22 protein-coding genes are annotated in these 22322 nt (G+C 69.0%); 9 read left to right on the top strand and 13 right to left on the bottom strand.

The features are described from left to right. Positions 1–12 precede the first annotated feature (12 nt). Positions 13–1248, bottom strand: a complete 1236-nt coding sequence (locus BLT23_RS24910; protein ID WP_090052686.1) for a DNA sulfur modification protein DndB — start codon at positions 1246–1248, stop codon at positions 13–15. A gap of 271 nt (positions 1249–1519) precedes the next feature. Between BLT23_RS24910 and BLT23_RS24905 the strand changes: the two genes are divergently transcribed. Beyond that, positions 1520–2479 (top strand): recombinase family protein, encoded by a 960-nt coding sequence (locus BLT23_RS24905; protein ID WP_090052684.1) that lies wholly within the window; start codon positions 1520–1522, stop codon positions 2477–2479. A gap of 126 nt (positions 2480–2605) precedes the next feature. Here BLT23_RS24905 and BLT23_RS40150 read toward each other — a convergent pair whose 3' ends face one another. Continuing rightward, on the bottom strand, positions 2606–2821 hold the full coding sequence (locus BLT23_RS40150; RefSeq protein WP_143036024.1) for a hypothetical protein: 216 nt from the start codon (positions 2819–2821) through the stop codon (positions 2606–2608). A gap of 468 nt (positions 2822–3289) precedes the next feature. Between BLT23_RS40150 and BLT23_RS24900 the strand changes: the two genes are divergently transcribed. Then, positions 3290–4204 carry a hypothetical protein gene (locus tag BLT23_RS24900; RefSeq protein WP_090052683.1) on the top strand — a complete coding sequence of 305 codons (915 nt, stop codon included), beginning with the start codon at positions 3290–3292 and terminating at the stop codon, positions 4202–4204. A 110-nt stretch (positions 4205–4314) separates the two neighbouring features. Here BLT23_RS24900 and BLT23_RS24895 read toward each other — a convergent pair whose 3' ends face one another. After that, a complete protein-coding gene (locus BLT23_RS24895; RefSeq protein WP_090052680.1) occupies positions 4315–5454 on the bottom strand; it encodes an AbiTii domain-containing protein in 1140 nt (379 codons plus the stop codon). Positions 5455–6118: 664 nt separating this feature from the next. Between BLT23_RS24895 and BLT23_RS40940 the strand changes: the two genes are divergently transcribed. After that, entirely contained in the window at positions 6119–6349 is a 231-nt protein-coding gene (locus tag BLT23_RS40940) for a hypothetical protein (RefSeq protein WP_176946907.1), read from the top strand. Here BLT23_RS40940 and BLT23_RS24885 read toward each other — a convergent pair. The 3 genes from BLT23_RS24885 to BLT23_RS24875 all read right to left on the bottom strand — a co-directional run bounded on the left by BLT23_RS24885 (position 6323) and on the right by BLT23_RS24875 (position 8355). Further along, positions 6323–6535 carry a DUF5703 family protein gene (locus BLT23_RS24885; protein WP_090052677.1) on the bottom strand — a complete coding sequence of 71 codons (213 nt, stop codon included), beginning with the start codon at positions 6533–6535 and terminating at the stop codon, positions 6323–6325. The genes BLT23_RS40940 and BLT23_RS24885 overlap by 27 nt on opposite strands. Next, positions 6532–7188 (bottom strand): YncE family protein, encoded by a 657-nt coding sequence (locus BLT23_RS42295; protein WP_090052978.1) that lies wholly within the window; start codon positions 7186–7188, stop codon positions 6532–6534. Before BLT23_RS42295 ends, BLT23_RS24885 begins: the two co-directional genes overlap by 4 nt. Before the next feature lie 201 nt (positions 7189–7389). Continuing rightward, positions 7390–8355 (bottom strand): aldo/keto reductase, encoded by a 966-nt coding sequence (locus tag BLT23_RS24875; protein ID WP_176946906.1) that lies wholly within the window; start codon positions 8353–8355, stop codon positions 7390–7392. 72 nt (positions 8356–8427) lie between these two features. On the opposite strand from BLT23_RS24875, the gene BLT23_RS24870 reads away from it, so the two are divergent. Genes BLT23_RS24870 through BLT23_RS24860 form a run of 3 tightly spaced genes read left to right on the top strand, consistent with a single transcriptional unit; the run spans position 8428 to position 11003 of the window. Continuing rightward, positions 8428–9477 (top strand): LLM class F420-dependent oxidoreductase, encoded by a 1050-nt coding sequence (locus BLT23_RS24870; protein WP_090052676.1) that lies wholly within the window; start codon positions 8428–8430, stop codon positions 9475–9477. Next, positions 9474–10301 carry an undecaprenyl-diphosphate phosphatase gene (locus BLT23_RS24865; protein WP_090052674.1) on the top strand — a complete coding sequence of 276 codons (828 nt, stop codon included), beginning with the start codon at positions 9474–9476 and terminating at the stop codon, positions 10299–10301. Before BLT23_RS24870 ends, BLT23_RS24865 begins: the two co-directional genes overlap by 4 nt. 9 nt (positions 10302–10310) lie before the next feature. Next, on the top strand, positions 10311–11003 hold the full coding sequence (locus BLT23_RS24860; protein WP_090052672.1) for a histidine phosphatase family protein: 693 nt from the start codon (positions 10311–10313) through the stop codon (positions 11001–11003). Here BLT23_RS24860 and BLT23_RS24855 read toward each other — a convergent pair. After that, a complete protein-coding gene (locus BLT23_RS24855) occupies positions 10975–12153 on the bottom strand; it encodes an RNA polymerase sigma factor (RefSeq protein WP_245744146.1) in 1179 nt (392 codons plus the stop codon). The genes BLT23_RS24860 and BLT23_RS24855 overlap by 29 nt on opposite strands. Beyond that, complete coding sequence (locus tag BLT23_RS41340; RefSeq protein WP_218133874.1) at positions 12150–12521, bottom strand: YciI family protein; 372 nt, start codon at positions 12519–12521, stop codon at positions 12150–12152. Before BLT23_RS41340 ends, BLT23_RS24855 begins: the two co-directional genes overlap by 4 nt. Before the next feature lie 117 nt (positions 12522–12638). Here BLT23_RS41340 and BLT23_RS24850 point away from each other — a divergent pair, with 117 nt between their 5' ends. Continuing rightward, complete coding sequence (locus BLT23_RS24850; RefSeq protein WP_090052668.1) at positions 12639–13088, top strand: YybH family protein; 450 nt, start codon at positions 12639–12641, stop codon at positions 13086–13088. A gap of 359 nt (positions 13089–13447) precedes the next feature. On the opposite strand, the gene BLT23_RS24845 is transcribed toward BLT23_RS24850, so the two are convergent. The 3 genes from BLT23_RS24845 to BLT23_RS24835 are packed head-to-tail and all read right to left on the bottom strand — an operon-like array spanning position 13448 to position 16031. Beyond that, on the bottom strand, positions 13448–14566 hold the full coding sequence (locus BLT23_RS24845) for a site-specific integrase (protein ID WP_245744145.1): 1119 nt from the start codon (positions 14564–14566) through the stop codon (positions 13448–13450). Continuing rightward, a complete protein-coding gene (locus BLT23_RS24840; RefSeq protein WP_090052666.1) occupies positions 14563–15609 on the bottom strand; it encodes a threonine aldolase family protein in 1047 nt (348 codons plus the stop codon). The genes BLT23_RS24845 and BLT23_RS24840 overlap by 4 nt, the downstream gene beginning before the upstream one ends. Before the next feature lie 50 nt (positions 15610–15659). Further along, on the bottom strand, positions 15660–16031 hold the full coding sequence (locus BLT23_RS24835) for a DUF4180 domain-containing protein (protein ID WP_090052664.1): 372 nt from the start codon (positions 16029–16031) through the stop codon (positions 15660–15662). Positions 16032–16370: 339 nt separating this feature from the next. Here BLT23_RS24835 and add point away from each other — a divergent pair, with 339 nt between their 5' ends. Further along, complete coding sequence (gene add / locus BLT23_RS24830) at positions 16371–17345, top strand: adenosine deaminase (RefSeq protein WP_090052662.1); 975 nt, start codon at positions 16371–16373, stop codon at positions 17343–17345. On the opposite strand, the gene BLT23_RS24825 is transcribed toward add, so the two are convergent. After that, the gene (locus BLT23_RS24825; protein ID WP_090052660.1) at positions 17312–17686 is read right to left on the bottom strand and encodes a hypothetical protein; all 375 of its coding nucleotides are present in this window, start codon (positions 17684–17686) and stop codon (positions 17312–17314) included. The two genes, add and BLT23_RS24825, sit on opposite strands and share 34 nt — an antisense overlap. Further along, positions 17686–18246, bottom strand: a complete 561-nt coding sequence (locus BLT23_RS24820) for a DUF4240 domain-containing protein (protein ID WP_090052970.1) — start codon at positions 18244–18246, stop codon at positions 17686–17688. Before BLT23_RS24820 ends, BLT23_RS24825 begins: the two co-directional genes overlap by 1 nt. Positions 18247–18436: 190 nt before the next feature. Here BLT23_RS24820 and hrpA point away from each other — a divergent pair, with 190 nt between their 5' ends. Continuing rightward, positions 18437–22303 (top strand): ATP-dependent RNA helicase HrpA, encoded by a 3867-nt coding sequence (gene hrpA, locus BLT23_RS24815; RefSeq protein WP_090052658.1) that lies wholly within the window; start codon positions 18437–18439, stop codon positions 22301–22303. The last annotated feature ends 19 nt before the right edge of the window (positions 22304–22322 follow it).

Genomic DNA, 22322 nt, shown 5'->3' with positions numbered 1-22322 from the left:
GACGGTCGGTGGTCAGAGTTCGGCGGGCGGGGTGCTGTACCAGCCAACGATGATCTTGACCAGGTGGATGAGGTTCTGCGTACGCATGATCGGCGCCGAAACGGTCGCGCCCCCTTCGAAGTCGGTGACGGCCGGGGTCGTCCGCCAGATGCTGCTGTCCGAGATCGGGGCGTTCATGTGCGGGTCCAGCTTGCTGAAGAAGGCGATGACGTCCTCGTCGTTGGCATCGTGGTTCTCCTTGAGCTCGTGGTAGACGCCAGCCAGGACCCGCAGCATCCCGATCGAGCCGAGCAGGGACTGTGCACGCAGGTCGAGAGGCTTGAGGGTGTCCTCGGCGACGGCGGCGAGGTCCTTGAACCCGTCCGCCAGGCAGTCGAAGTAACCGTGAACCAGCTCGACCAGGACCTCGTCGGACAGTTCCCGCTCACGCTGCTTGCCGATACGGCCGGCGACACCGACGGCAACGCCGCGGGTGAGGTCGGCAACGTGCTTGGCACCCAGGAGGTTGGGGTTCTTGGCGGTCATGCGGTCCTGCTCCAGGTCCACCTTCCCCTTGAGTAGGGAATGCTTGATGACCCGGTCGAGGATGCGGTTGGCGACCTTGCTGCTGTCGAAGCGGGCCCGCAACGCGCTGGAGATGCCCTTGGCGTTGTCGGCGACGTCGACGAACATCTGCCGCCCCAGAACGTTGTCCACCTCGACGTAGATGTCCACGCCCACCGACTCGCCCTGGAGGCGTTCGAGCTGCTTGGCCAGCTTCTCCCGCGTGGCGGTGAGGGTGGCGAGCTTGTCGGCCTTGGTCGTCTTGCCGATCTCCCGGTCGATCTTGTTGATCTCTTCGCCGAGAGTCCTGATGCTCAGGTTCACCCCGAGAATGCGGTGCTGGCCGTCGATGGTCGACAACGGGGAGAGGGCGCCGGTCGCCCAGGGGATGGTGAGGTACCCGAACCGGCCCTCGGACCCTTCGATCTCCTCGAACCTGCACCCGCCGTTGTCGCGGGCCAGCAGGGTGGGCGCGACCCAGTTGCTCTTCTCCCGGATGTATTCACCGAACTCCTTGGCATGTCGGAGATCGACCTTGCGGTTGTCCGAGTCGGGCTGTTCCGGGTCGGGCAGGGGCAGGATGAGGTCCAGGCTGGGAAGCGGGACGCGCACGGCGTACACGGTGCGGCCGCCTTGGGAGGACCGCTGGGCGAGGAAGACGCTCTCCCGCCGCGTGCCGCTGATCCGGTCGGTGTCGACCTTCATGACAGTAACTCCTTGTTTCGGTGAACTACCGGACGACTTCGCTGTTATTTGCCAATCTAGCCGATTAAGCAGTAGATGTGCAACAACTTCTTAAATCTGGGAACAGCTGGCAGCCTAGGTCCACCGTGCTTCTCAAAAACGATCCATTTCGAGAAGACCGCCGAAGGCGCCTCCGTGAGTGCCCGCACTGGCCGCTTTTCTCTCACAACCCGTTCTCACTCAAACCGTGTCGGCACCTAGTTGTGAGAAATGTTTGTGAGAGGATTCCCAGGTGAGTAGCGAGTCGGAACCCGCCGTCGTGTCTGATGCCGACGAGGTCGAGCGCCACCCGTGCCCGCGGTGCGCGGTCCAGCCGGGTTCGCCGTGCCGGTCCCGCTCCGGCGCGGTCGCCACCACCTACCACACCGGCCGGTTCACCAAGGTGCCCCGACTGGCCAAGCTGCTGCGCGTGCCGGTCCCCGCCGACCGCTCACCGGGGCAGCCGTGGCGGCCGGGCACGCCGCCCCCGGCGCCGATCCCCGACGACCGGCCCGCCGCCGACATCCGCATCGGCTACGCCCGCTGCTCCCACCTCACCCAGGAACTGCGCACCCAACTCGACGCCCTGGCCGCGCACGGCATCCCGGCCGACAAGGTCTTCGCCGAAAAAGTCTCCACCCGCGTACGCGTGCGACCGAAGTTCGAGGAAGCCCTCGACACCTGTCGGCAGATCAAGGCCCACGCACCGCACTGCCGGGTCATCCTCACCGTCTACGAGATGAAACGCCTCGGCCGCGCCTCCGCCGAACTCACCGCGCTGGCCGACCACCTCACCGCCCACGGCATCGCCCTGGAGATGCTCGCCGGACCCCTCACCGGCATCTACGACCCGTCGGGCAGCGGACGGATGCTGTTCGCGTTCTTCGCCGCGATGGCCGAGACCGAACGCGAGAACATCCGCGAAGCCACCCTGGAAGGGCTCAACACCGCCGCCCGCAAGGGAAACCACGGCGGACGCCCGCCGGTGATCACCGAGGACATGCTGCACACCGTGCTGCGCCGCCGCGCCCGCGGCGAGTCCGTCGAGGACATCCGCCCGGACCTGATCATTCCCACCGGCAAGCACAAGGGCCGCAACCCGAGCGTGGCCAGCATCTACCGCGCCTTGGTCGACCACGAACGCCGCAGGCGCCACCCCGACGCCGTCACCCAGGCCGAAGCCGAGTTCGCCACTTTGCGGGCGGGCGGCTGAGGTGCCGCCCGCCCGCAGGGCCGGAGCGACGACACTGTCCGTCGCGCCTACGATCCACTGGTACGCCCCCTGTGTTCAGGTGGCGGGACTTCTCGGCTCAGGACGGGGACTGGCGCTCCTGGTTGGTCAGGTGCAGTACCAGGAGTACGGGTTGTTGTAGTCGGTGTATTGGGCTGTGCTCGCCGATCCGTAGGTGCGCCTACAGGCCGCATACATGTCGACTGAGGTCCAGGCAGCTGTGTCATGGGCCCATTGGCACACCCAGCCGTGGGCGTTGAAGTTGCGGAGTTCGGCGTGCCATGGATCGCCGTACACCGCCACGCACCAGCCGTTGATGTCCACGCCACCACCCGCTGCCGCGGGTGGCGCAGGGATCGGCGTCGTGCTCGCCACGGCGGGTGATGCGGAGAGCAGCGTCCCGCCCACTGCCAGCATGGCAGCGGCGGCCGCAATGCCTAGTTGCCGTTTCAGGGCGGTCGTTCGTCTAGGAAACATCCACTCATAGTGCTCAATTGCTAGCTTAGTGTAATCGACCGTACGGGTTGCGGTATCGGCTACGCCTATTCGACGGCACCAGCTCATGGCCATCCTGATGACGTAGATCGACCGCGATTGACATCACCTGGCAGCCGCAACCGGCTGATCGTCGATTCGGCACCCACTACGAAGAGCCTGGCAGTCTGCACGCGTGTCGAGACGGACAGGGGAACGGACGTTCGATACTGACTACGGTCAACATCTGTTTCCGCAGGCCACGGGGTTGCTTTTCGTCCGGTGGTGTGCACGTGTAAGCGAAGGTCAGGCACCTGTATGAGGATCGACATCGAGTACCACGCCCGAGGGCTGCTGGAGCACTTGGGGCAGAGCGACGAGAACGAGGTCGCCGACTACCTCGAGCAGAACGAGATCGACACCGCGAATGGGCTCCTGGTGGTCGAGTATCTCGTCGAGGCCGGGTTGGCCGAGGACTGCTCCACTTTCGGCGGTCCGGACTGCCGTCTCACCGGCAGCGGTCTGGCCAGGGCCCAGCAGTTACTGGCCGAACGGAAGAGCCCGGCACGCCGCCTGGGCACGCTGTGGTCCAGGATGCTGCGCTGGCTGGAGGACAACCGCGGCGTGGCGGACTGGAGCGGGTTCCTCGCCGGCGACGGGATCAGCTACCCCGGTGGCGACTTTACCGAGGCGGAGGTGAAGAGGGAGGCCGCCTACCTCCTCGGTCACGGCCTGATCGAGGACAGGCGGGTTGATCAGGCCGATGACGGCACCGTCTCTCCTACCATCACCACTGCGGGCCGTGACTGTCTGATCCACTTCAGGGGAGACGTGAACCAGTACCTCAACCGGGGTGGGCGCTCCACCACGAGCCACACGACCCACAACAACACGACGATCACGATGACCGACAGCGTCGGCAACATCACCAACGCCAGCTCCAACGTCCAGCAGAACCTCAACTCCGGGCTCGACACCACCGAGGTGCTCAAGTTCGCGGGCGCCGTCCGGCAGACCCTGCCCGTGCTCGGGCTGAACGAGGAAGTCCAGCAGGCGGTCGATGCCCAGGCCGAGGAACTTCACCAGGAAGCCAGTGCCGCGGCCCCGAACCGCGGCCGGATGCGGACCTTGGCCGACAACATCATGCAGGCGCTGCAGTCGGCCGGACCGACCATCGCCCTGGAGATGATCACGGGTCTGGGAATGCAGGCCATCCAAGCCCTGGGCGGCTGACCACAGGTCGAAGGATCGCGGTCCCGGACGGCGGTAGGACGTGCGGTGTCCTGCGGTACACCCGTCGTCCGGGACGTGCGGCCATCAAGTCCATCCTCGCCGCTGTCGATTCATGTGCCGGTGACGGTCTTGAGAGCCTCATCGCCCATGTCGAGAGCGATCGTCCGGACCACGGTGGGGTCGACCAGGCGTAAGCCGTCGAGGACCGTGCCGAGCAGTTCGCACAGCCTTCTCCGGTCCGGGGTCGCCGAGTCCGCCTCCCGGTGCAGTTCCCCGATTCGAGCGACGAGCCCTTCCTGGGCGCTCTGCTCGATTCCGAGGACGGGCAGGCTCTGCCGGACGAATCCGATGAACGTGAGCACCTCGGTGGTGTCGAGCCCGGAGTTGGCCTCCTGCCGGACATCGGAACTGCCGACGGTGATGTTTCCGGTGCTGTCGGTCATGGTGGTGTCATTGGTCGTGATGGTGGTGTCGTGGCCGGTGACCTTGTTGTCGTTGCCCTGGACCACCTGGTTCCCCGTGACGCTGGAGTGATCGCCCGAGGTCTGGCTGCCGATCGCCGTGCCGTTCGCGCCGGAGGCCACGACGGGCGCTGCGTCGGCACGCGACTGCACGACGGTGATGTGGTTGTGCTCGCCGTACACGATCACGCCGACCGCGTCGTCGACCAGTTCCTTGCCGGGCACCGTCTCGTCGTCCGGCAACACGGCCAGCAGTTCGGCGACCAAGTCCACCATCTTGGTCCGCACGAGCATCAAGACGTTGTGGATCGCCGACGTGCTGACTTCCCAGTACACGTCGGTGATCTGCTGACCGAACCGCGGGTTCTCGGCGTTCATCAACGCGACCACGTCGGCTGACTTCCACTGTGACAGCTTGATCGACTTGTCGTCACGGCGGACCCAGTCCTCAAGCTCGCCGACGCCCATGCGCAACTCCAGGACCTCGTCGACGTCGTTGTCCCGCAGCACCTTCGGTAGATGCGAGGCGGGGATCGACTGGCCGGTGATCTGGGTATAGCCCACGACGGCGTTGACCTTGATGATGCTCCCGACCCGGCGGTGCTCCGGCACCTCGATCCCGTCACCGAAGTATCCGTTGAGCTCCTGACGTGCCCACACGCGCAAACGGTCCGACCCGCTGCGCCCACCGAGCAGCAGGCACTTCTGCAGGAGAATGGTGAGTGATCTGTCCTCGACCCGCAGGTCGGCTTCGAGTTCGTTCAGCAGGCTTACCCGCTCGGCTGGCATCCGCGAATTATGGCGTGATGCACCGACGATCCGACCTCGGCGCGGGCGCTGGCGGCGGTGCCGCAGTCACCTGGTGCCAGCTCCTACTCGGCACCCTCGCCGACTCCGACGCCCCTGGCACAAGACTCCCTGACGGTCCGCCTACCCAGGCCGAACCACTGTCGGTCAGGAGCACCAACCCCAAGCTCTCCTGCACAGCAGAACCCCAGGATCCAGCGGACCAACGGCTAATCGTTGTTTTCTCGGCATGTGCTACCGGAGGGCCGGAACCGTGCGGTGCTCGCCACGACGTCGCCCGCGGGGGTGAGGAGGCACGCGGCGGCCGGTTCGAGTGCGTCGAGGAGTGCGTGGACCGCGGGGCGCGGCGGAGGTGGCGGGGGAGGGGAGCAGGTCGTCTCCGCTTTGATCAGCCGGTACAGGTAGACGCGTTCATCGCCGGTCATGCCGAGTGCGGTGGCGAGGGACGCCAGGACCTGGCCGGAGGGGGAGCGGTCGGTGCCGTGCTGACGCGCCGGGACCGGTTCGTGGTGGCGACGAAGTACGCGTTGTCGCGCGACGCGCGGGACCCGAACGCGAGCGGGAACCGCCGCAAGAACCTGGTGGCGTCGCTGGAGCAGTCGTTGCGGCGGCTTGCGGACGGACTACGTGGGCGTACTCGGGTGGCGTGGTTGCGGGCGCGGGCGCGTTGCCGCTGGTGGGCGCGCGGACGCCGGAGCAGGTCGTGGACTGCGCGGGCGAGGTGGAGCTGCCGCCGGAAGCGGTCGCGCGCCTGGAGGCGGCGGCCCCGTTCGAGCGGGGCTTCCCGGCGGACTTCATCGCGGAGTGCGAGGCGAGCCCGTTCGCGTTCGGCGAGTGCGTCGTGGCCGGGTCAGGTGATGAGACCCGGTACGAGTGAGGGCTGGCGCTTGCGGCGCAGCCAGACCTTGCGGGAGCCGTCCCCGTAGAGCAGCGTGCGGGAGAGCTCCCAGCCGGCGAACTCGGCGTGGATGGCCAGCTGTGTGGTCGCGGTGCGGCGGGAGACGCCCGGCGGCAGACGCAACGGCCGGTACTCCCAGTCCCCGTCGATCACCCCTTCGCTCATGGCGAGATCACCTGTATCCCTCCGTTGTCGCCGGACGTGACCGTGACGCGTCCGGTCTCCTGGTCGACGCTGACGGTGTTGGGTTGACGCACGGTGGGGAACCGGTGCTTCTCGGTGGGTTCGCCACCGGCGACGTCGAGTCCGACGACCTCGTTGCGCTCGGTGAGCGTGATCCACGCGAGGTCGCGCTTGGCGTCGTAGGCGATGCCGTAGGGGGTGCCGGGCACGGGGTAGCGCTGGCGCATGATCAGCGGGTCGACCGAGAACGCGATGAACTCGCCGCCGCGGGTGTCGACGACGAGGAGGCGGCCGTAGCGATCGGGGACGGCGTTGGTGGCTCCGTCTCCCGCGCGCAGGCCGGGGCCCCTGACCTCGGCGCCGTTCTCGCCGGTGGTCATCTCGAAGACGGCGCTGCGCAGTCGGTCGAGCTCGACGTTGCGGCCGTTGACCTGGAACTTCAGCGTGGTGTCGCCCTCGGTGAACGTGCCGCCGGGTGTGATCTCGCCGGGGAGGGCGCCGTCCTGGCCGGGGGAGAGGGCGGGCTTCGCGACCTCGAGCGTCTCGGCGACCTGGAGGGGGTCCTGGGAGGTCTCGCTCTGTCCGCACGCTGCCAGCGCGGCGGTGGTCAAGAGCAGAGCGGCGAGCCGGCGCAAGATCGGGTCCTCCTGTGGAACGTCGTGTACGTCCAGCATCCACGACGTTCGGTCGGAGGTCACGCAAGGGGTGGGGTGAAACTCGCCGCTCCTGTGCTGCTATTTATCTCGATTACTTCAGTGTTGACTAAAGTCAAACTTCATCCGGAACCCAGGAAAGACCGAAACTCCGGACACCAAAACAGCCAAGAAGCCGAGTAGTCAGGGCATGGGGCGTTCGGGGTAGGCGAGCTCGATGGCGCTGACGTCGTCGAGGGCGGCGCGGATGGCCGGGGGCAGGGTGAGCTGTTCGGCTTCTAGTGAGGCGAGCAGCTGGTTGGTGTCGCGTGCGCCGACGACGGGGGCGACGACGCCGGTGCGGTCGCGGACCCAGGCGAGTGCGACGCACAGCGGCGAGGTGCCGAGGCCGTCGGCTGCGGTGGCGACGGCTTGGACGATGCGGGCGGCGCGGTCGTTGCGGTGTTGTTCGACGTAGCCGGCGAAGTGGGCGGAGGCGCCGCGGGAGTCGGGTGGGGTGCCGTTGCGGTATTTGCCGGTGAGGACGCCGCGGCCGAGGGGGGCCCACGGGAGGAGGCCGAGTCCGTGGTGGAGGGCGGCGGGGAGGACTTCGCGTTCGATGCCGCGTTCGAGCAGGGAGTATTCGACCTGGGTGGAGATGAGGGGGTGGGTGGTGGGTGTGGTGGCGGCGGTGGCGAGTTGCCAGCCGCTGTAGTTGGAGATTCCGGCGTAGCGGACTTTTCCGGTGTTGATGGCGTGGTCGAGGGCGGCGAGGGTTTCCTCGATGGGGACGCCCGCGTCCCAGGCGTGGAGTTGCCAGAGGTCGATGTGGTCGATGCCGAGGCGGCGGAGTGAGCCGTCGAGTGCGGTGAGGAGGGCGCCGCGGGAGGCGCCGCCGCCGAAGGGGCCGTCGGTGCGGCGGGCGACGGCTTTGGTGGCGATGACGAGTTCGTCGCGGGGGACGACTTCGCCGAGGAGGGTGCCGAGGATGCGTTCGGCTTCGCCGTCGGTGTAGACGTCGGCGGTGTCGACAAGGGTGCCGCCGGCGTCGGTGAAGGCCATGAGCTGGGTGGCGGCCTCGTCCGCGTCGGTGTCCTGTCCCCACGTCATGGTGCCCAGTGCGGTCCTGGAGACGCGGAGGCCGCTGCGGCCGAGGTATCGCTGTTCCACGTGCGCGATGCTAAGGGGTGATCATCGGCTGAGCCTGGCAATCGGTGTTACCCACCGGTAGGGTCTTGCTGCGTGAAGCTGGGATTGAACCTCGGATACTGGGGCGCCGGCAACGACGCCGCGAACCTTGAGCTGGCCAAAGAGGCTGACCGGCTCGGCTTTTCGGTGGTGTGGGCCGCGGAGGCTTACGGTTCCGATGCGCCGACGGTGCTCTCGTGGGTGGCCGCGCAGACCGAACGCATCGACGTGGGTAGCGCGATCTTCCAGATTCCGGCGCGGACGCCTGCGATGGCGGCGATGACGGCGGCCACTTTGGACACGTTGTCGGGTGGCCGGTTCCGGATGGGGCTGGGGGTGTCGGGGCCGCAGGTGTCGGAGGGCTGGCACGGTGTGCGGTTCGACAAGCCGTTGGCGCGGACGCGTGAGTACGTGGAGATCGTGCGGAAGGCGTTGTCGCGGGAGAAGCTGCGGTACGAGGGTGCGCATTACACGCTGCCGTTGCCGGATGGTCCTGGTAAGGCGTTGCAGCTGACGGTGCATCCGGTGCGGGAGCGGATTCCGATCTACCTGGCGGCGGTGGGGCCGAAGAACCTGGAGCTGACGGGGGAGGTCGCGGACGGGTGGCTGGCGATCTTCTTCTCGCCGGAGTTCTCGGCGGAGTCGCTGGCGAGTGTGCGGGCGGGCCGGGAGCGGGCCGGGAAGTCGATGGAGGGGTTCGACGTCGTTCCGACGGTGCCGCTGGTCGTGGGTGAGGACTGGAAGGCGTGTGCGGATCTGGTGCGGGGGTACACGGCTCTGTACGTGGGTGGTATGGGGTCGCGGAAGCAGAACTTCTACAACAACCTGATGGTGCGGATGGGTTTTCCGGCTGAGGCGGAGGAGATCCAGGAGAAGTACCTGGCTCGGGACTACGCGGGGGCGATGGCGGCGGTTCCGCTGGAGTTCCTGGACGCGACGGCTTTGCTGGGTCCGAAGGAGCGCATAGCAGAGAAGATGAAGGCGCTGGCGGCCGCGGGGGTCACCACGCTGTCCGTTTCGCCGATGCTGCAAGATCTGGAGCAGGGGATCGCGGGTCTGCGGACCGCGGTTGAGGCTCTGGATCTGGCAGGAGTGGGTAGTTGAGCTGGTTGCAGGCTCTGGTCCTCGGACTGGTCCAAGGACTGACGGAATTCCTGCCGATTTCCAGCAGTGCGCATTTGCGCATCACGTCGTCGTTGTTCTTCGGCAATGACGCGGGTGCGTCGTTCACCGCGGTGATCCAGTTGGGTACCGAGGTGGCGGTGTTGATCTACTTCGCGAAGGACATCGGGCGGTTCGTGGCCGCGTGGTTTCGTGGTTTGTTCTCCGCGGAGGCTCGTAAGGAGAGGGATTACCGGCTCGCCTGGTATGTGATCATCGGTTCCGTGCCGATCTCGGTTCTGGGTTTTTTGTTCAAGGACGAGATCCGGACGTCGGCGCGGAACCTGTGGATCACGGCGTCGATGCTGGTGGTGTTCGGTTTGCTGCTGGGGTTGGCGGACCACCTGGCGAGGCAGGAGCGGGATGAGCTCCGGATGAAGGACGCGGTGGGGATGGGGCTGGCGCAGGCGCTGGCCCTGATTCCGGGGGTGTCGCGGTCGGGTGGGACGTTGACGGCGGGTCTGTTTCTGGGGCTGACTCGTGAGGCGGCGGCGCGGTATTCGTTCTTGCTGGCGATTCCGGCGGTGTTCGGGGCGGGGTTGTTCTCGATTCCGGATGTGCTGGAGCGGTCGGGTGGGGGTGTGCAGGCGTCGGTGCCGCAGATGGTGGTGGCGACGTTGATCTCGTTCGTGGTGGGGTATGCGACGATCGCGTGGTTGTTGCGGTATGTGTCGAAGCATTCGTACTCGGCGTTCGTGTGGTACCGGTTGATGCTGGGTCTGGTGCTGATGGGGCTGCTGTCGATGGGGTTGTTGCAGCCGAACTAAGGTGGGGGCGTGGCCTCTGTCATCTTGCTTCGTCATGCTCGTTCGACTGCCAACGGTTCCGGTGTGCTGGCCGGGAGATCGCTGGGGGTGGGGCTGGACGAGCGGGGGCGGGCGCAGGCGGCGGCGTTGGTGGGCCGGTTGAGGGATGTCCCGGTCGCGGCGGTGGTGTCGTCTCCGTTGCAGCGGTGTGAGGAGACGCTGGCGCCTTTTCTGGCTGATCGCTCGCTGGTGGCGGTGGCGGAGCCGGACGTGTCCGAAGTGGATTACGGGGCGTGGACCGGTAAGGCGTTGAAGGATCTTCTGGATGAGCCGTTGTGGTCGGTGGTACAGCAGCACCCGTCGGCGGCGGTGTTCCCGGAGGGTGAGGGTTTGGCGCACGTGCAGGCGCGTGCGGTGGCGGCGGTGCGGGCGCATGATGCGCGGATCACTGAGGAGCACGGTCCTGGTGCGGTGTGGGTGTTGTGCTCGCACGGGGACGTGATCAAGTCGATCTTGGCGGATGCGCTGGGTGTGCATCTGGACGGGTTTCAGCGGATCGTGGTGGATCCGTGTTCGGTGTCGGTGGTGCAGTACACGCAGACGCGGCCGTTCGTGTTGCGGGTGAACGACAACGGCGGGGATTTGTCGGGTGTGGTGCCGAAGGCGCCGCCGCGGGAGGAGCCGTCGTCGGACGCTACCGTGGGGGGCGCGACCGGGACGTGAGGTAGCGCTGTTCGGGGATGTTCAGCGTGAGTTTCGCGGCTCGGGCGAATTCTTGTCGTGCCGTGTCGTGGTCGCCGGCGAGGTCGAGCAGGTGTGCTCGGACGGCGTGGACGCGGTGGTGGTCGAGGTCCAGTGTGGTCAGTTCGGTGAGTGCGGTGCGGGGGCCGTGGACCATGGCGACGGCGACGATGCGGTTGAGGGTGACCATCGGGCCGGGTGCGGTGACGGTGAGCAGGTCGTAGAGGCCGAGGATCTGGTTCCAGTCGGTGTCGTGGGCTGTGGGGGCTTCGGCGTGGACGGCGGCGATGGCGGCTTGGAGCTGGTAGGGGCCGATCTCGGTGGTGCGCAGGGCGTGCTGGACGAGTGTGGTGCCTTCGGTGATGGCGTTGTGGTCCCACAGGGTGCGGTCCTGGTCGGCGAGGGGGATGAGGGCGCCGTGGGGGCCGGTGCGGGCGGGGCGGCGTGCGTCGGTGAGGAGCATGAGCGCGAGGAGTCCGGTGAGCTCGCCGTGGTGGGGGCGGGTGTGGTGGAGCTGCCGGGTGAGGCGGAGTGCTTCGGCGGTGAGGTCGACGCGGACGAGGTCGTGGCCGGAGGTGGCGGTGGAGCCTTCGGTGAAGATCAGGTAGAGGACGTGCAGGACCGCGGTGAGGTCGGCGGGTGGGCGGAAGCGGGCGCCGGAGTTCTTGATCTTCTGTTTGGCGCGGCTGATGCGCTGGGCGATGGTGGTTTCGGGGACGAGGAAGGCGCGGGCGATCTCGGCGGTGGTGAGGCCGCCGACGGCGCGCAGGGTGAGGGCGACCTGGGATGCCGTGGTGAGGCTGTCGTGGCAGCACAGGGCGAGCAGGGTGAGGGTGTCGTCGCGGGCGGGTGCGGGGTCGGCCGGTGGGGGTGTGAGGGCGGCGGCTTTGTTCTCGCGGTGTCGGCGTGCGGTGTCGGCGCGGTACTGCTCGATCCAGCGGCGGTCGGCGGTGGTGATGAGCCAGCCTGTGGGGTTGTCGGGGATGCCGTGGGTGGGCCAGTGGCGGGCGGCGGCGAGCAGGGCTTCCTGGACGGCGTCCTCGCAGACGTCGAACTGGCCGTGGCGGCGGACGAGGACGCCGAGGACCCGGGGCGCGAGGTCGCGCAGCAGGGTGTCCAGTGGTGTGGTCACAGGTCGAGCTGGGTCATGTCCCAGACGGGGCGGATCTCGATGCCGTCGTTGTGGGCGTCGGGCAGGGTGGCGGCGTGGGCGATGACCTGGTCGATGGTGTCGGCTTCGACGAGGTAGAAGCCGGCGAGGTACTCCTTGGCCTCGGCGAAGGGTCCGTCGGTGACGACGACCTGGCCGTCGCGGATGCTGACGCCTTTGCCGGTCTCGGGGCCGGGGAGTCCTTCGCTGACGATGAGCTCGCCGGAGGCGCGGAGGCGGTCGGACAGGTCGTAGTGGTCTTGGCCGAACCGGCGTTGTTGTTCTTCGGTGAGCTTGTCCCAGGCGGCCCGTGACTTGGGGTTGCTGTAGATGAGGATCAGGTATTTCACGTCCGGTCTCCTGCGTGCGGGTGAGGAATCTTCTCACCGGCATGTCGAAGCCGCGGGCCGTGTCTCGACATCGGTGTGTCGGTTGGTTCGGCTTCGGTTTCGGCGGAGGTGTCCGGGATGGCTCGGTTGGTGGTGCGCGACGACGCCGCGGTGCGTGCGGTGGTGGCGGAGCTGGAGGAGGGGATGCGGCTGCGGGCGCCGGAGCGGGTGGTGGCGTTGTACGCGCAGGACGCGGTGACGTGCACGTTGGCGCCGCCGTTGCGGAACTCGGGGCCGGCGGCGCGGGACGTGGGGGCGCTGGCGGGGTGGATGGCGGGGTTCGAGGGGCCGATCACGCTGGAGCACCGGGACCTGGAGGTGGTGTGCGGGGGTGAGGTGGCGTTCGTGCACGGGGTGGCGCGGCTGGCGGCGGTGCCGGTCGGGTATCCGGAGGGGTTCTCGATGTGGTTGCGCTCGACGCTGGGGTTGCGGCGGGACGGTGGGCGGTGGGTGATCGTGCACGAGCACCAGTCGGTGCCGTTCCACATGGACGGCTCGTTCCTGGCGGCGACGGATCTCGAGCCGTGAGTGGTGCCGGGGCCCGGACCGTGCAGGGGGTCGGTCCGGGCCCCGGTTTCCCTTCCGGGGTGGTGCTGCATCGCAGGGGCGATGACGGGGTGTGGTGATCGTATTGCTCTGGGTGTGGGGGGCCAGTGGCTCTCAGGATGCGAGAAGTCGTTACACATGACGGTTTCGTGCCGGTCCGGAGGCGTCGTCGCGGCGGGTTCGGGCGGTGAACGCGCAGCTCATCCGGGGCGGAAACGTTCCGGAAACATCCGGTACCGGTGAGTGCCGGTGGAGTAGCGGGCTGCGCTGTCCGGCGCCGCTCGACCGGAGGGGACCTTGTTTACGGTCAACCTCTCAACTGAGACGCCGCTCACACGTCGTCACAGGCCCAGGCGGGTGACCGCGTTGTCCTCGAGCGGGTTCGCGGTGCGGATGTAGCGGTGCACGGTGCGCGGGTTGGTCCAGCGGCCCTGGCGCATGATCTCGCGGTCGCTCGCGCCGCCCAGCGCGGCCTGCGTGGCGAAGCCCGCGCGCAGCGAGTGGCCGCCGAACAGGGCCGGGTCCAGGCCCGCTTTGAGCGCGTAGCGCTTGACCAGCTCGGCGACCGCGCGGCCGGACATGGCCTTGCCGCCGACGCCGCCGTGGCGGTTGATCACCGGGAACAGCGGGCCCGACCGGGTGGGCTGGAGGTAGCCGTGGCAGCGGTGCAGGCCGTTCTCGGTGACCTCGCGGCCGTCGAGCACGTCCGCCCAGTCCGCGAACGCGCACACGGGGCAGGTGGGACGGCGGTTGCCGCGGGGCAGCACCACCGAGTGCTGGTGGCGGCCCGTCTGGTCGGTCTTGGTGGTGCCGAGCCGGACCAGCAGCAGCGGCTCGTGCGTGCGCGGGTCGACGTCCACGGTGACGTCGCCGAACTCGATCGCGGCCAGTTCGCTGCGCCGCAGCGCCCCGGCGAACCCGACCAGCAGCAACAGCGCGTCGCGGGCGCGGGCGGGGCCGTCGGCGGGACGTTCGGCGAGCAGGGCCGCGAGGGTGTCGAGCAGGACGGGGCGTTTGCGGCGCGGCTGGGTCTTGCGGGTGCGGCGGATGCCGCGCAGTGTCAGGCGGACGACGTCACTGCGGGTGGGGCTGGGCAGGCCGTTGGCGGCGTGGACCGCGGAGATGGCGGCGGACTTGCGTTCCAGGGTCGAGGCGCCGAACGCCGGTGTGCCGTCCGGTTTGACCGTGTCCGCGGCGGCGGCGAGGTAGACGGCGACGTCGAGGGGGTCGGCGGGCAGGGCCTGGCGGCCTTCTGCCTGGCACCAGCCCGCCCACGCGATCCAGTCCGACCGGTAGGCGCGCACCGTGTTCGGCGACTGGGCGCTGCGCAGATAGGACGACAGCGACGCGGCCTGCTCGTCGTCGAACCGCTCGCGCACCCTGGCGAGGGCCTCGACGTCGATCAGCACCGAGTGCGAGACCCGGACCAGGGCGTGCTGGACGGGTTCGGGCAGGCTCACAGCCGCGATGGTAGTCCCTTGATCAACTCCACGACCTCGTCCGGCGTGAAGTCCAGGCCGCTCGCGCCGACGCTGACCTCGAAGCTGCAGCGGCGCGGGTCGGGGTGGGAGCGGGCGTGGAGGAACAGCCGGATGCCGGTCTCGTCGGTGAGGGCCTGCGCGGCGCGCTGCGCGTCGGCCCGCGGCAGGGGCAGGTGGACGTGGAACAGGGGAGTGGCGGGCACGTGCGGTGTCGTGTGCGCGAACCCGTCGGCGTTGATCGCCGCCGCGACCGCCTGGGCGTGGGCCTTGAACTCGGCCATGCGCGGCAGGTTCTCGTCCATGCCCACGAGCGCGGCCACCGCCAGCGGCCACGCGTCGGTGATGGCGCCTCCCAGCCGGCGCCGCCACACCGCGGCCTGCCCGATCGTGTCGGCGTCCCCGGCGAGCACCGCGCCCCGCACGCCTTCGAGCCCCTTGTAGAGCGACACGTACACGGTGTCGAACAGCGCCGCGATCTCGGCGAACGACGCGTCGTAGCCGGTCTGGGCCTCCCACAGCCGCGCGCCGTCGCAGTGCGCGGCCGCGCCGGACTCGCGGACCCACCTCGTCTGCGCCGTCAGGTCGGCTAAGGAGGGCAGCTGGCCGCCGATGTCGCGTTGCGGCAGCTCGAACACCACCGCGGCGAGCGGTTCACCGACGGCCTGCAGGTCCGGCAGCGTCATCAGCTCGTGGCGGTCGCCGGCCGGGTGGAACCGCAGGCCGTGCACCGCGGCGTAGCCCTGGTTCTCCCACACCTGCAGGTGCGACTGCGGGTGCGCGGCGAAGGTGAGGCGGCCGCGGCGTTCGGCGTGCACCCGCATCGCCGTCTGCTGCGCCATCGTCCCGGACGGGAAGAACAACGCCGCCGGTTTGCCCAGCAGCTCCGCGACCCGTTCCTCCAGCTCCCGCACCGGGTCCTCCGGCCGGGTGCGCGCCGTGACGTGGCCGGTCATCCGGCGCAGGACCTCGGCCGGTGACCGGCGCGGACCGCTGTGCTGCGAGAGGGAACGGCGAATCTCCATACCCGCACCCTACCTATTGCAAGTTATGTGCAATAGAGCGTTCTCGGTGATCAGGCGGCTGCGGCGAGTCGCGCGTCCAGCTCCGCCTCGTCCCGCACGAACCACAGCTGCCGCCCGCTGTTCGACTCGCGCACGAAATCGCGCAGCGCGGTGCTCGCCTCGACCTGTTCCGCGATGTCACCGACCACCGCGACCTTGAAGCCGTACTGCTGCAGCTTCTGCACCACCGCGCCCGCGACCCTCGTCCGCAGCACGAGGAAGTCCTCGCCCAGCCGCTCCACAGGCAACGCCAGCCACTGCACGTCCTGACCCCACAACGTCCCGATCAGGTCCACAGCGGACTGCTCGTCCACGACCGGAGGACCGTCCGGGGCGCACATCAACACCGTCGCGCCGTGGCGCGTCTGCACAACATCAGGCATGGCACCGGAACCTAGCGGCGGGACACACGACGTGTCGCCGCAATTGCGGCGTGACCGGCTGTTGGCGTCGGCGCACGCGAACCACCCCCAGGCTGCGTCTTCCGGGCCTGGACTTTTCAGACCGCGTCTTCTGGCTGGAAGTCCAGGCTGAGTCCTTTCGATCACACCTGCCTGGGCGCCGCCTCTCCAGGCCGCGTCTCTTCCATCGCCTGTCTGGCGCCGCGTCTTCTCGGGCGCGCGGTCCAGGAGGCTTCTCCAGGCCAGCCAGGAGAGGCCACCCGGATCACGCGGGGAAATGCGCGGGCGTCGCAGGGGCAGGGCTGGGTAGCGTCGCGGGCCATGCGGGACCTCGCCACCTTGCCCAAAGCCCACCTGCACGTGCACCTGGAGAGCACCGTGCGTCCCGGCACCCTCGCCGAGCTGGCCGACCGCCACGGTGTGGACGTGCCGGTGCCGGAGGGGACGTTCGGCGGGTTCGCGCGGTTCGCCGAGCACAACGGGCGAGTGCGGGACTGCCTGCGGCGAGCCGAGGACTTTCACCGGATCGCGTACGAGTTCTGCGCCGAGGAAGCAGCGCAGGGGACCCGGTACGCGGAGGTGACGTTCACCGCGGCAGCGCACGGGGAACGGCTCTCTGATCCGGACATGCCGCTCGAAGCGGTGTTGTCCGGGCTCGCCGCAGGACAGGCCGCCCACGGCATCGACTGCCGTGTGATCGTGGACCACCCTCGCAAGAGGCCGGTCGGACGCTTCGAGGAGTCGCTGCGGCTCGCGCTGGCGCACCCGCGGGTGGTGGCGATCGGGGTGGCCGGAGCGGAGGACCACCCGCTCACCCCGTTCGTCTCCGTGTTCCGGGCCGCGCGCGAGGCCGGTGTCGGGCTCGTGCACCACGCCGGGGAGTGCTGCGGGGCCGCCAGCGTCGCCGAGGCCGTCACCGTCGGGCTCGCCGACCGGATCGGGCACGGGTTCCGCGCCCTGGAGGACCCGGAGGTCGTCGCCCTGCTGCGCGACCGCGCGATACCGCTCGAAGTCTGTCCGTCGTCCAACGTCGCGTTGGGACTGGTCGGGTCGTTCTCCTCTCATCCGCTGCCGCACCTGCTCGACGCCGGCCTGACCGTCACGGTCAACACCGACATCCCGTCCACCACCGGCACCACGCTCACCGGCGAGTACCGGCTCCTGCGCGAGCAGCTCGGCCTCGACGACGACACCCTGGCCGTGCTCGCGGCCAACGCCGCCGACGCCTCCTTCGCCCCCGCCGCCACGAAGGCGGCGCTGCGTCAGGACATCGCCGCCTGGCGGGCCGGCTCGTAGCACACCAGGCCGTGCCGGGCCGCCAGCAACGCCACCAGGTCCAGCACCCGCTGCCGGGCCGGCCACACCACGTGCACGATCACCGCGTCCGTGGCCACCGTCAGCGCCTGGTCCCACGTCACCGGCGAAGCCGGATCCGGTGACGTCTGGCGTAACTCGCGCACGAACGCCGCCACCGACGGCTCGAACGCCCCCAGCGGCGAGGACCGCAGCTCCGCGTACCGGGCCGCCGCCTCCGCCGACGACGCCGGACCGGGAGCCCGCCACACCACGACGTCGACCGGCACGGTCACCGGCTCGTTCACCGAACCATTCGCCTGCTCCGCGACAGAGCCGTCCATCACGCCACCTTCCCGAACAGCGCACCCAGCCGGGGAACGCGCGCCGCGATCTGCGCCGGGTCCGCGAAGTCGAACTGCTCGCCCGCCGGCTCCGGCGACGCCAGCCGTACCCACCCGCGCCCGGCCAGCACCTCCTCCAGGTCACCGTCGAACGCGTCGGCCGCGACGTGGTCGAGGCCCTCCCAGTCCGGCCAGTCCTCGTCCGCCCACGCGTGCACGCCACCACGCGAGGCCAGGAACCGGACGTGCGCCACGTCGGCCAGCGCGTCCGGCGACGCCGCCACCGCCTCGAACACCGCCCGCCCCTGACCGGCCAGCCACGCCTGGAAGTAGAAGAACCCGTCGTCCGAGCACAACCCGCCGCAGATCACGTCGGCCGCCTGCCAGTGCTCCCACGTGTCGACCCGGCGCCGCGTCCGGTCGAGCAGCACCGCGAAGCGCACCACCTCCTCGGCGGGCAGCGCCGCCAGAGCGGCCGTCAGCCACTCCAGCCGCTCGTCCTGGCCGGAGGTCTCCCGGGCGGAGGACTCCAGCAGGCCCCAGAACGCGTTCAGGTCCATGCCGAGCACGCTAGCGACAGGGTCTGACAATTTCGGACGCCCCGGCATCACCGCAGGTCAGCGCACGGTCGGAACGGTGCTGCCGCGCCAGGAGCGGAACCGGGCGCCGCCGGGCCCGCGAGCCGGCCGGACCCGTGCGGGAGGTTATTGGCGCGAACGATTCGCACGGCCTGACTATCCTGGAACCCAAATGGACACCCCGCTCGCTGAACTGCACCAACGCCTGCCCGAGCTCATGCCGCGTGATCAACGCAGGCTGGCCAGGCGCCTCGACGGCGTACGCAAGGTCAAAGACCCCATGGCCCGCCGCAAGATCACCGAGGAGATCGCGGGCCTGATCGACGAGGCGGCCCTGAAGGTCACCGTGCGCAGGGAGTCCGTCCCCAGAATCAGCTATCCCGCCGAGCTGCCCGTCAGCCAGCGCAAGGACGACATCAAGGAGCTCATCGCCCGGCACCAGGTCGTGATCGTCGCGGGCGAGACCGGCTCCGGCAAGACCACCCAGCTGCCCAAGATCTGCCTGGAGCTGGGCCGCGGGATCACCGGCCAGATCGGCCACACCCAGCCGCGGCGCATCGCCGCCCGCACCGTCGCCGAACGCGTCGCCGAGGAGCTGGGCACCAAGCTCGGCGACACCGTCGGCTACAAGGTCCGCTTCACCGACCAGTCCGGTGACGACACGCTGGTCAAGCTCATGACCGACGGCATCCTGCTCGCCGAGATCCAGACCGACCGGACGCTGAGCCGCTACGACACGATCATCATCGACGAGGCCCACGAACGCAGCCTCAACGTCGACTTCCTGCTCGGCTACCTCAAGCAGCTGCTGCCGCGCCGCCCCGACCTCAAAGTCGTCATCACCTCCGCGACCATCGACCCGCAGCGGTTCAGCCAGCACTTCGGCGACGCCCCGATCATCGAGGTCTCCGGCCGCACCTACCCCGTCGAGACCCGCTACCGGCCGCTGGAGGAGGACGACGACCAGATCCAGGGCATCGTCAGCGCCGTGCGCGAGCTGCAGGCCGAAGGCCCCGGCGACGTCCTGGTGTTCCTGTCCGGCGAACGGGAGATCCGCGACACCGCCGACGCCCTCAAAGCAGAGGACCTGAAGAACACCGAGATCCTGCCGCTGTACGCGCGGTTGTCGGTGGGGGAGCAGCACCGGGTCTTCCAGCGCCACACCGGACGCCGCGTGGTGCTCGCCACCAACGTCGCCGAGACCAGCCTCACGGTGCCGGGCATCAAGTACGTCATCGACCCCGGCAACGCCCGCATCTCCCGCTACAGCCACCGCCTCAAGGTGCAGCGGCTGCCGATCGAGCCGATCAGCCAGGCGTCGGCCAACCAGCGCAAGGGCCGCTGCGGCCGCGTCAGCGAAGGCATCTGCATCCGCCTGTACTCCGAGGAGGACTTCGAGGCACGCCCGGAGTTCACCGACGCGGAGATCCTGCGCACCAACCTCGCCAGCGTCATCCTGCAGATGACCGCCATCGGCCTCGGCGACGTCGCGAAGTTCCCGTTCATCGACCCGCCGGACTCCCGCAACATCAACGACGGCATCGGCCTGCTGCAGGAGCTCGGCGCGATCAACGCCGCCGAGAAGACGCTCACCCCGACCGGCCGCAAGCTCGCCCAGCTGCCCGTCGACCCCCGGCTGGGGCGCATGGTGCTGGAGGCCGACGCGAACGGCTGCCTGCGCGAGGTCATGGTCATCGCCGCCGCGCTGTCCATCCAGGACCCCCGCGAACGGCCCGCCGACCAGCAGGAGGCCGCCACGCAGCAGCACGCCAGGTTCGTGGACAAGGAGTCGGACTTCGTCACGTTCCTGAACCTGTGGGAGTACCTGCGCGAGAAGCAGAAGGAGCTCAGCGGCAACCAGTTCCGCAAGCTGTGCAAGAACGAGTTCCTCAACTACCTGCGGGTCCGCGAGTGGCAGGACATCTACCTGCAGCTGCGCCAGGTCGCCAAGCAGATCGGCATGCACCTGGGCGACCAGCCGGGCGAGCCGCGCAACATCCACATCGCGCTGCTGTCCGGGCTGCTCAGCCACATCGGCGTCAAGGACGTGCTGAAGAAGCAGGCGCCGAACGAGAAACGCCGTCCGCTCACGGAGTTCCTCGGCGCCCGCAACGCCAAGTTCGCGATCTTCCCCGGCTCCGCCCTCGCCAAGAAACCACCGCAGTGGGTGATGGCCGCCGAGCTCGTCGAGACCAGCCGCCTGTGGGGACGCATCGTCGCCAGGATCGAACCCGAATGGGCCGAGCGGCTCGGTGAGCACGTCGTCAAACGCCAGTACTCCGAACCCCACTGGGAAGCCAGGCGCGGCAGCGTCGTCGCCCTGGAGAAGGTGACGCTGTACGGGGTGCCGATCGTCGCCGGCCGCAAGGTCAGCTACGGGCGCATCGACCCCGGCCTGAGCCGCGAGCTGTTCATCCGGCACGCGCTCGTGCAGGGCGAGTGGACCACGCACCACCGGTTCTTCCACACCAACCGCGCGCTGCTCGACGAGGTCGGCGAGCTGGAGAACCGGGCGCGGCGGCGTGACATCGTCGTGGACGAGGAGACGCTGTTCGAGTTCTACGACCAGCGCGTGCCCGCCGAGGTCGTCTCCGCCCGGCACTTCGACTCGTGGTGGAAGAAGCAGAAGGACAAGAACCAGCTGACCTTCACCAAGGAGATGCTGGTCAACGACCGGGCCGGCGTCAGTCCCGAGGCGTACCCGGACCAGTGGCGCCAGGGCGAGCTGACGCTGCCGCTGAGCTACCACTTCGAGCCGGGCACGAAGAACGACGGCGTCACCGTGAAGCTGCCGCTGCCCGCGCTGACCACCCTGGACGACGACGCGTTCTCCTGGCAGATCCCCGGCCTGCGCCACGACCTCGTGGTCGCGCTGATCCGGTCGCTGCCCAAGCAGATCCGCCGCAACTTCGTGCCCGTCCCCGACGTCGCCACCGCCGTCCTCGCCCGCATCAAGCCCGAGGACACGTCACTGCTGGCCGGCGTCGAACGCGAGCTCAAAGCCCTCACCGGCGTCACCGTGCACCGCGAGGACTGGCAGCTCGACGCCGTCCCCGACCACCTCAAGCTCACCTTCCAGGTCGTCGACGACAACGACCGCACCCTCGCCGAGGGCAAGGACATCGCCGCGCTCAAGGCCAAGCTGCGCGACGAGGTCCGCGAGTCGCTGTCGCAGGCCGCCGGGCACCTCGAACGCACCGGCCTGACGACCTGGGACGTCGGCACCCTGCCCCGCACCATCGAGCAACGGCAGTCCGGCATCACCGTCACCGCCTACCCGTCGCTGGTCGACCAGGGCGACACCGTCGCGGTCAAGGTCCTCGACACCCCCGGCCGGCAGACCTACGCGCACCGCCGCGGCGTGCGCAGACTCCTGCTGCTGGGCGTGAACTCGCCCGTCAAGCACCTGCAGCGGCACCTCGACAACGCCGCCAAGCTCGCCCTGACCCGCAACCCCCACGGCGGTGTCGCCGCGCTGCTCGCCGACTGCATCATGGCCGCCGTCGACCGGCTCATGGGCGAGCCCGCCTGGGACGCCCGCAGCTACGCCGCGCAGCTGCGCAAGGTGCAGGCCGCGCTCAACGACACCACCTGGGTCGTCGTGCAGGAGGTCCGCAAGGTCCTCGAAGCCGCCCACGACGCCGAGCTCAAGCTCTCCGGCCTCACCGGCGCGCCGGACTCGGTCAGCGACATCCGCGCGCAGCTCGACGCGCTGGTGTACAAGGGGTTCGTCACCCGCACCGGCTACGACCGGCTGCCCGACCTCGTGCGCTACCTCAAGGGCATCGCGCGGCGCATCGAGAAGCTGCCCGAGAACCCGCGCCGCGACCTCGAGTGGACCGCCAAGGTCCACCAGGTCCACGCCGAGTACCGGGAGCTGCGCGCCCAGACCCCGGCCGACGAGCCCTCACCCGAGCTCGACGAGATCCGGTGGATGATCGAGGAGCTGCGGCTGTCGTACTTCGCGCAGACCATCGGCACCCGCTACACCGTCAGCGACAAGAGGATCTACAAGGCCCTCGACGCCGTACCTCTGTGACTGCACGAGCCGATACCGT

Origin of the sequence: Lentzea fradiae, from assembly GCF_900100955.1 — a bacterium.
Taxonomy (GTDB): domain Bacteria; phylum Actinomycetota; class Actinomycetes; order Mycobacteriales; family Pseudonocardiaceae; genus Lentzea; species Lentzea fradiae.
The sequence above is the reverse complement of the archived record's forward strand: the minus strand, read 5'-3'. Positions and strand labels throughout refer to the sequence as shown.

Coding starts and splice junctions, on each gene's coding strand:
- BLT23_RS24910 (WP_090052686.1), bottom strand. CDS start 1,248: ATGAAGGTCGACACCGACCGGATCAGCGGCACGCGGCGGGAGAGCGTC.
- BLT23_RS24900 (WP_090052683.1), top strand. CDS start 3,290: ATGAGGATCGACATCGAGTACCACGCCCGAGGGCTGCTGGAGCACTTG.
- BLT23_RS24895 (WP_090052680.1), bottom strand. CDS start 5,454: ATGCCAGCCGAGCGGGTAAGCCTGCTGAACGAACTCGAAGCCGACCTG.
- BLT23_RS24885 (WP_090052677.1), bottom strand. CDS start 6,535: ATGAGCGAAGGGGTGATCGACGGGGACTGGGAGTACCGGCCGTTGCGT.
- BLT23_RS24850 (WP_090052668.1), top strand. CDS start 12,639: ATGGCTCGGTTGGTGGTGCGCGACGACGCCGCGGTGCGTGCGGTGGTG.
- BLT23_RS24840 (WP_090052666.1), bottom strand. CDS start 15,609: ATGGAGATTCGCCGTTCCCTCTCGCAGCACAGCGGTCCGCGCCGGTCA.
- BLT23_RS24835 (WP_090052664.1), bottom strand. CDS start 16,031: ATGCCTGATGTTGTGCAGACGCGCCACGGCGCGACGGTGTTGATGTGC.
- add (WP_090052662.1), top strand. CDS start 16,371: ATGCGGGACCTCGCCACCTTGCCCAAAGCCCACCTGCACGTGCACCTG.
- BLT23_RS24825 (WP_090052660.1), bottom strand. CDS start 17,686: ATGGACGGCTCTGTCGCGGAGCAGGCGAATGGTTCGGTGAACGAGCCG.
- BLT23_RS24820 (WP_090052970.1), bottom strand. CDS start 18,246: ATGGACCTGAACGCGTTCTGGGGCCTGCTGGAGTCCTCCGCCCGGGAG.
- hrpA (WP_090052658.1), top strand. CDS start 18,437: ATGGACACCCCGCTCGCTGAACTGCACCAACGCCTGCCCGAGCTCATG.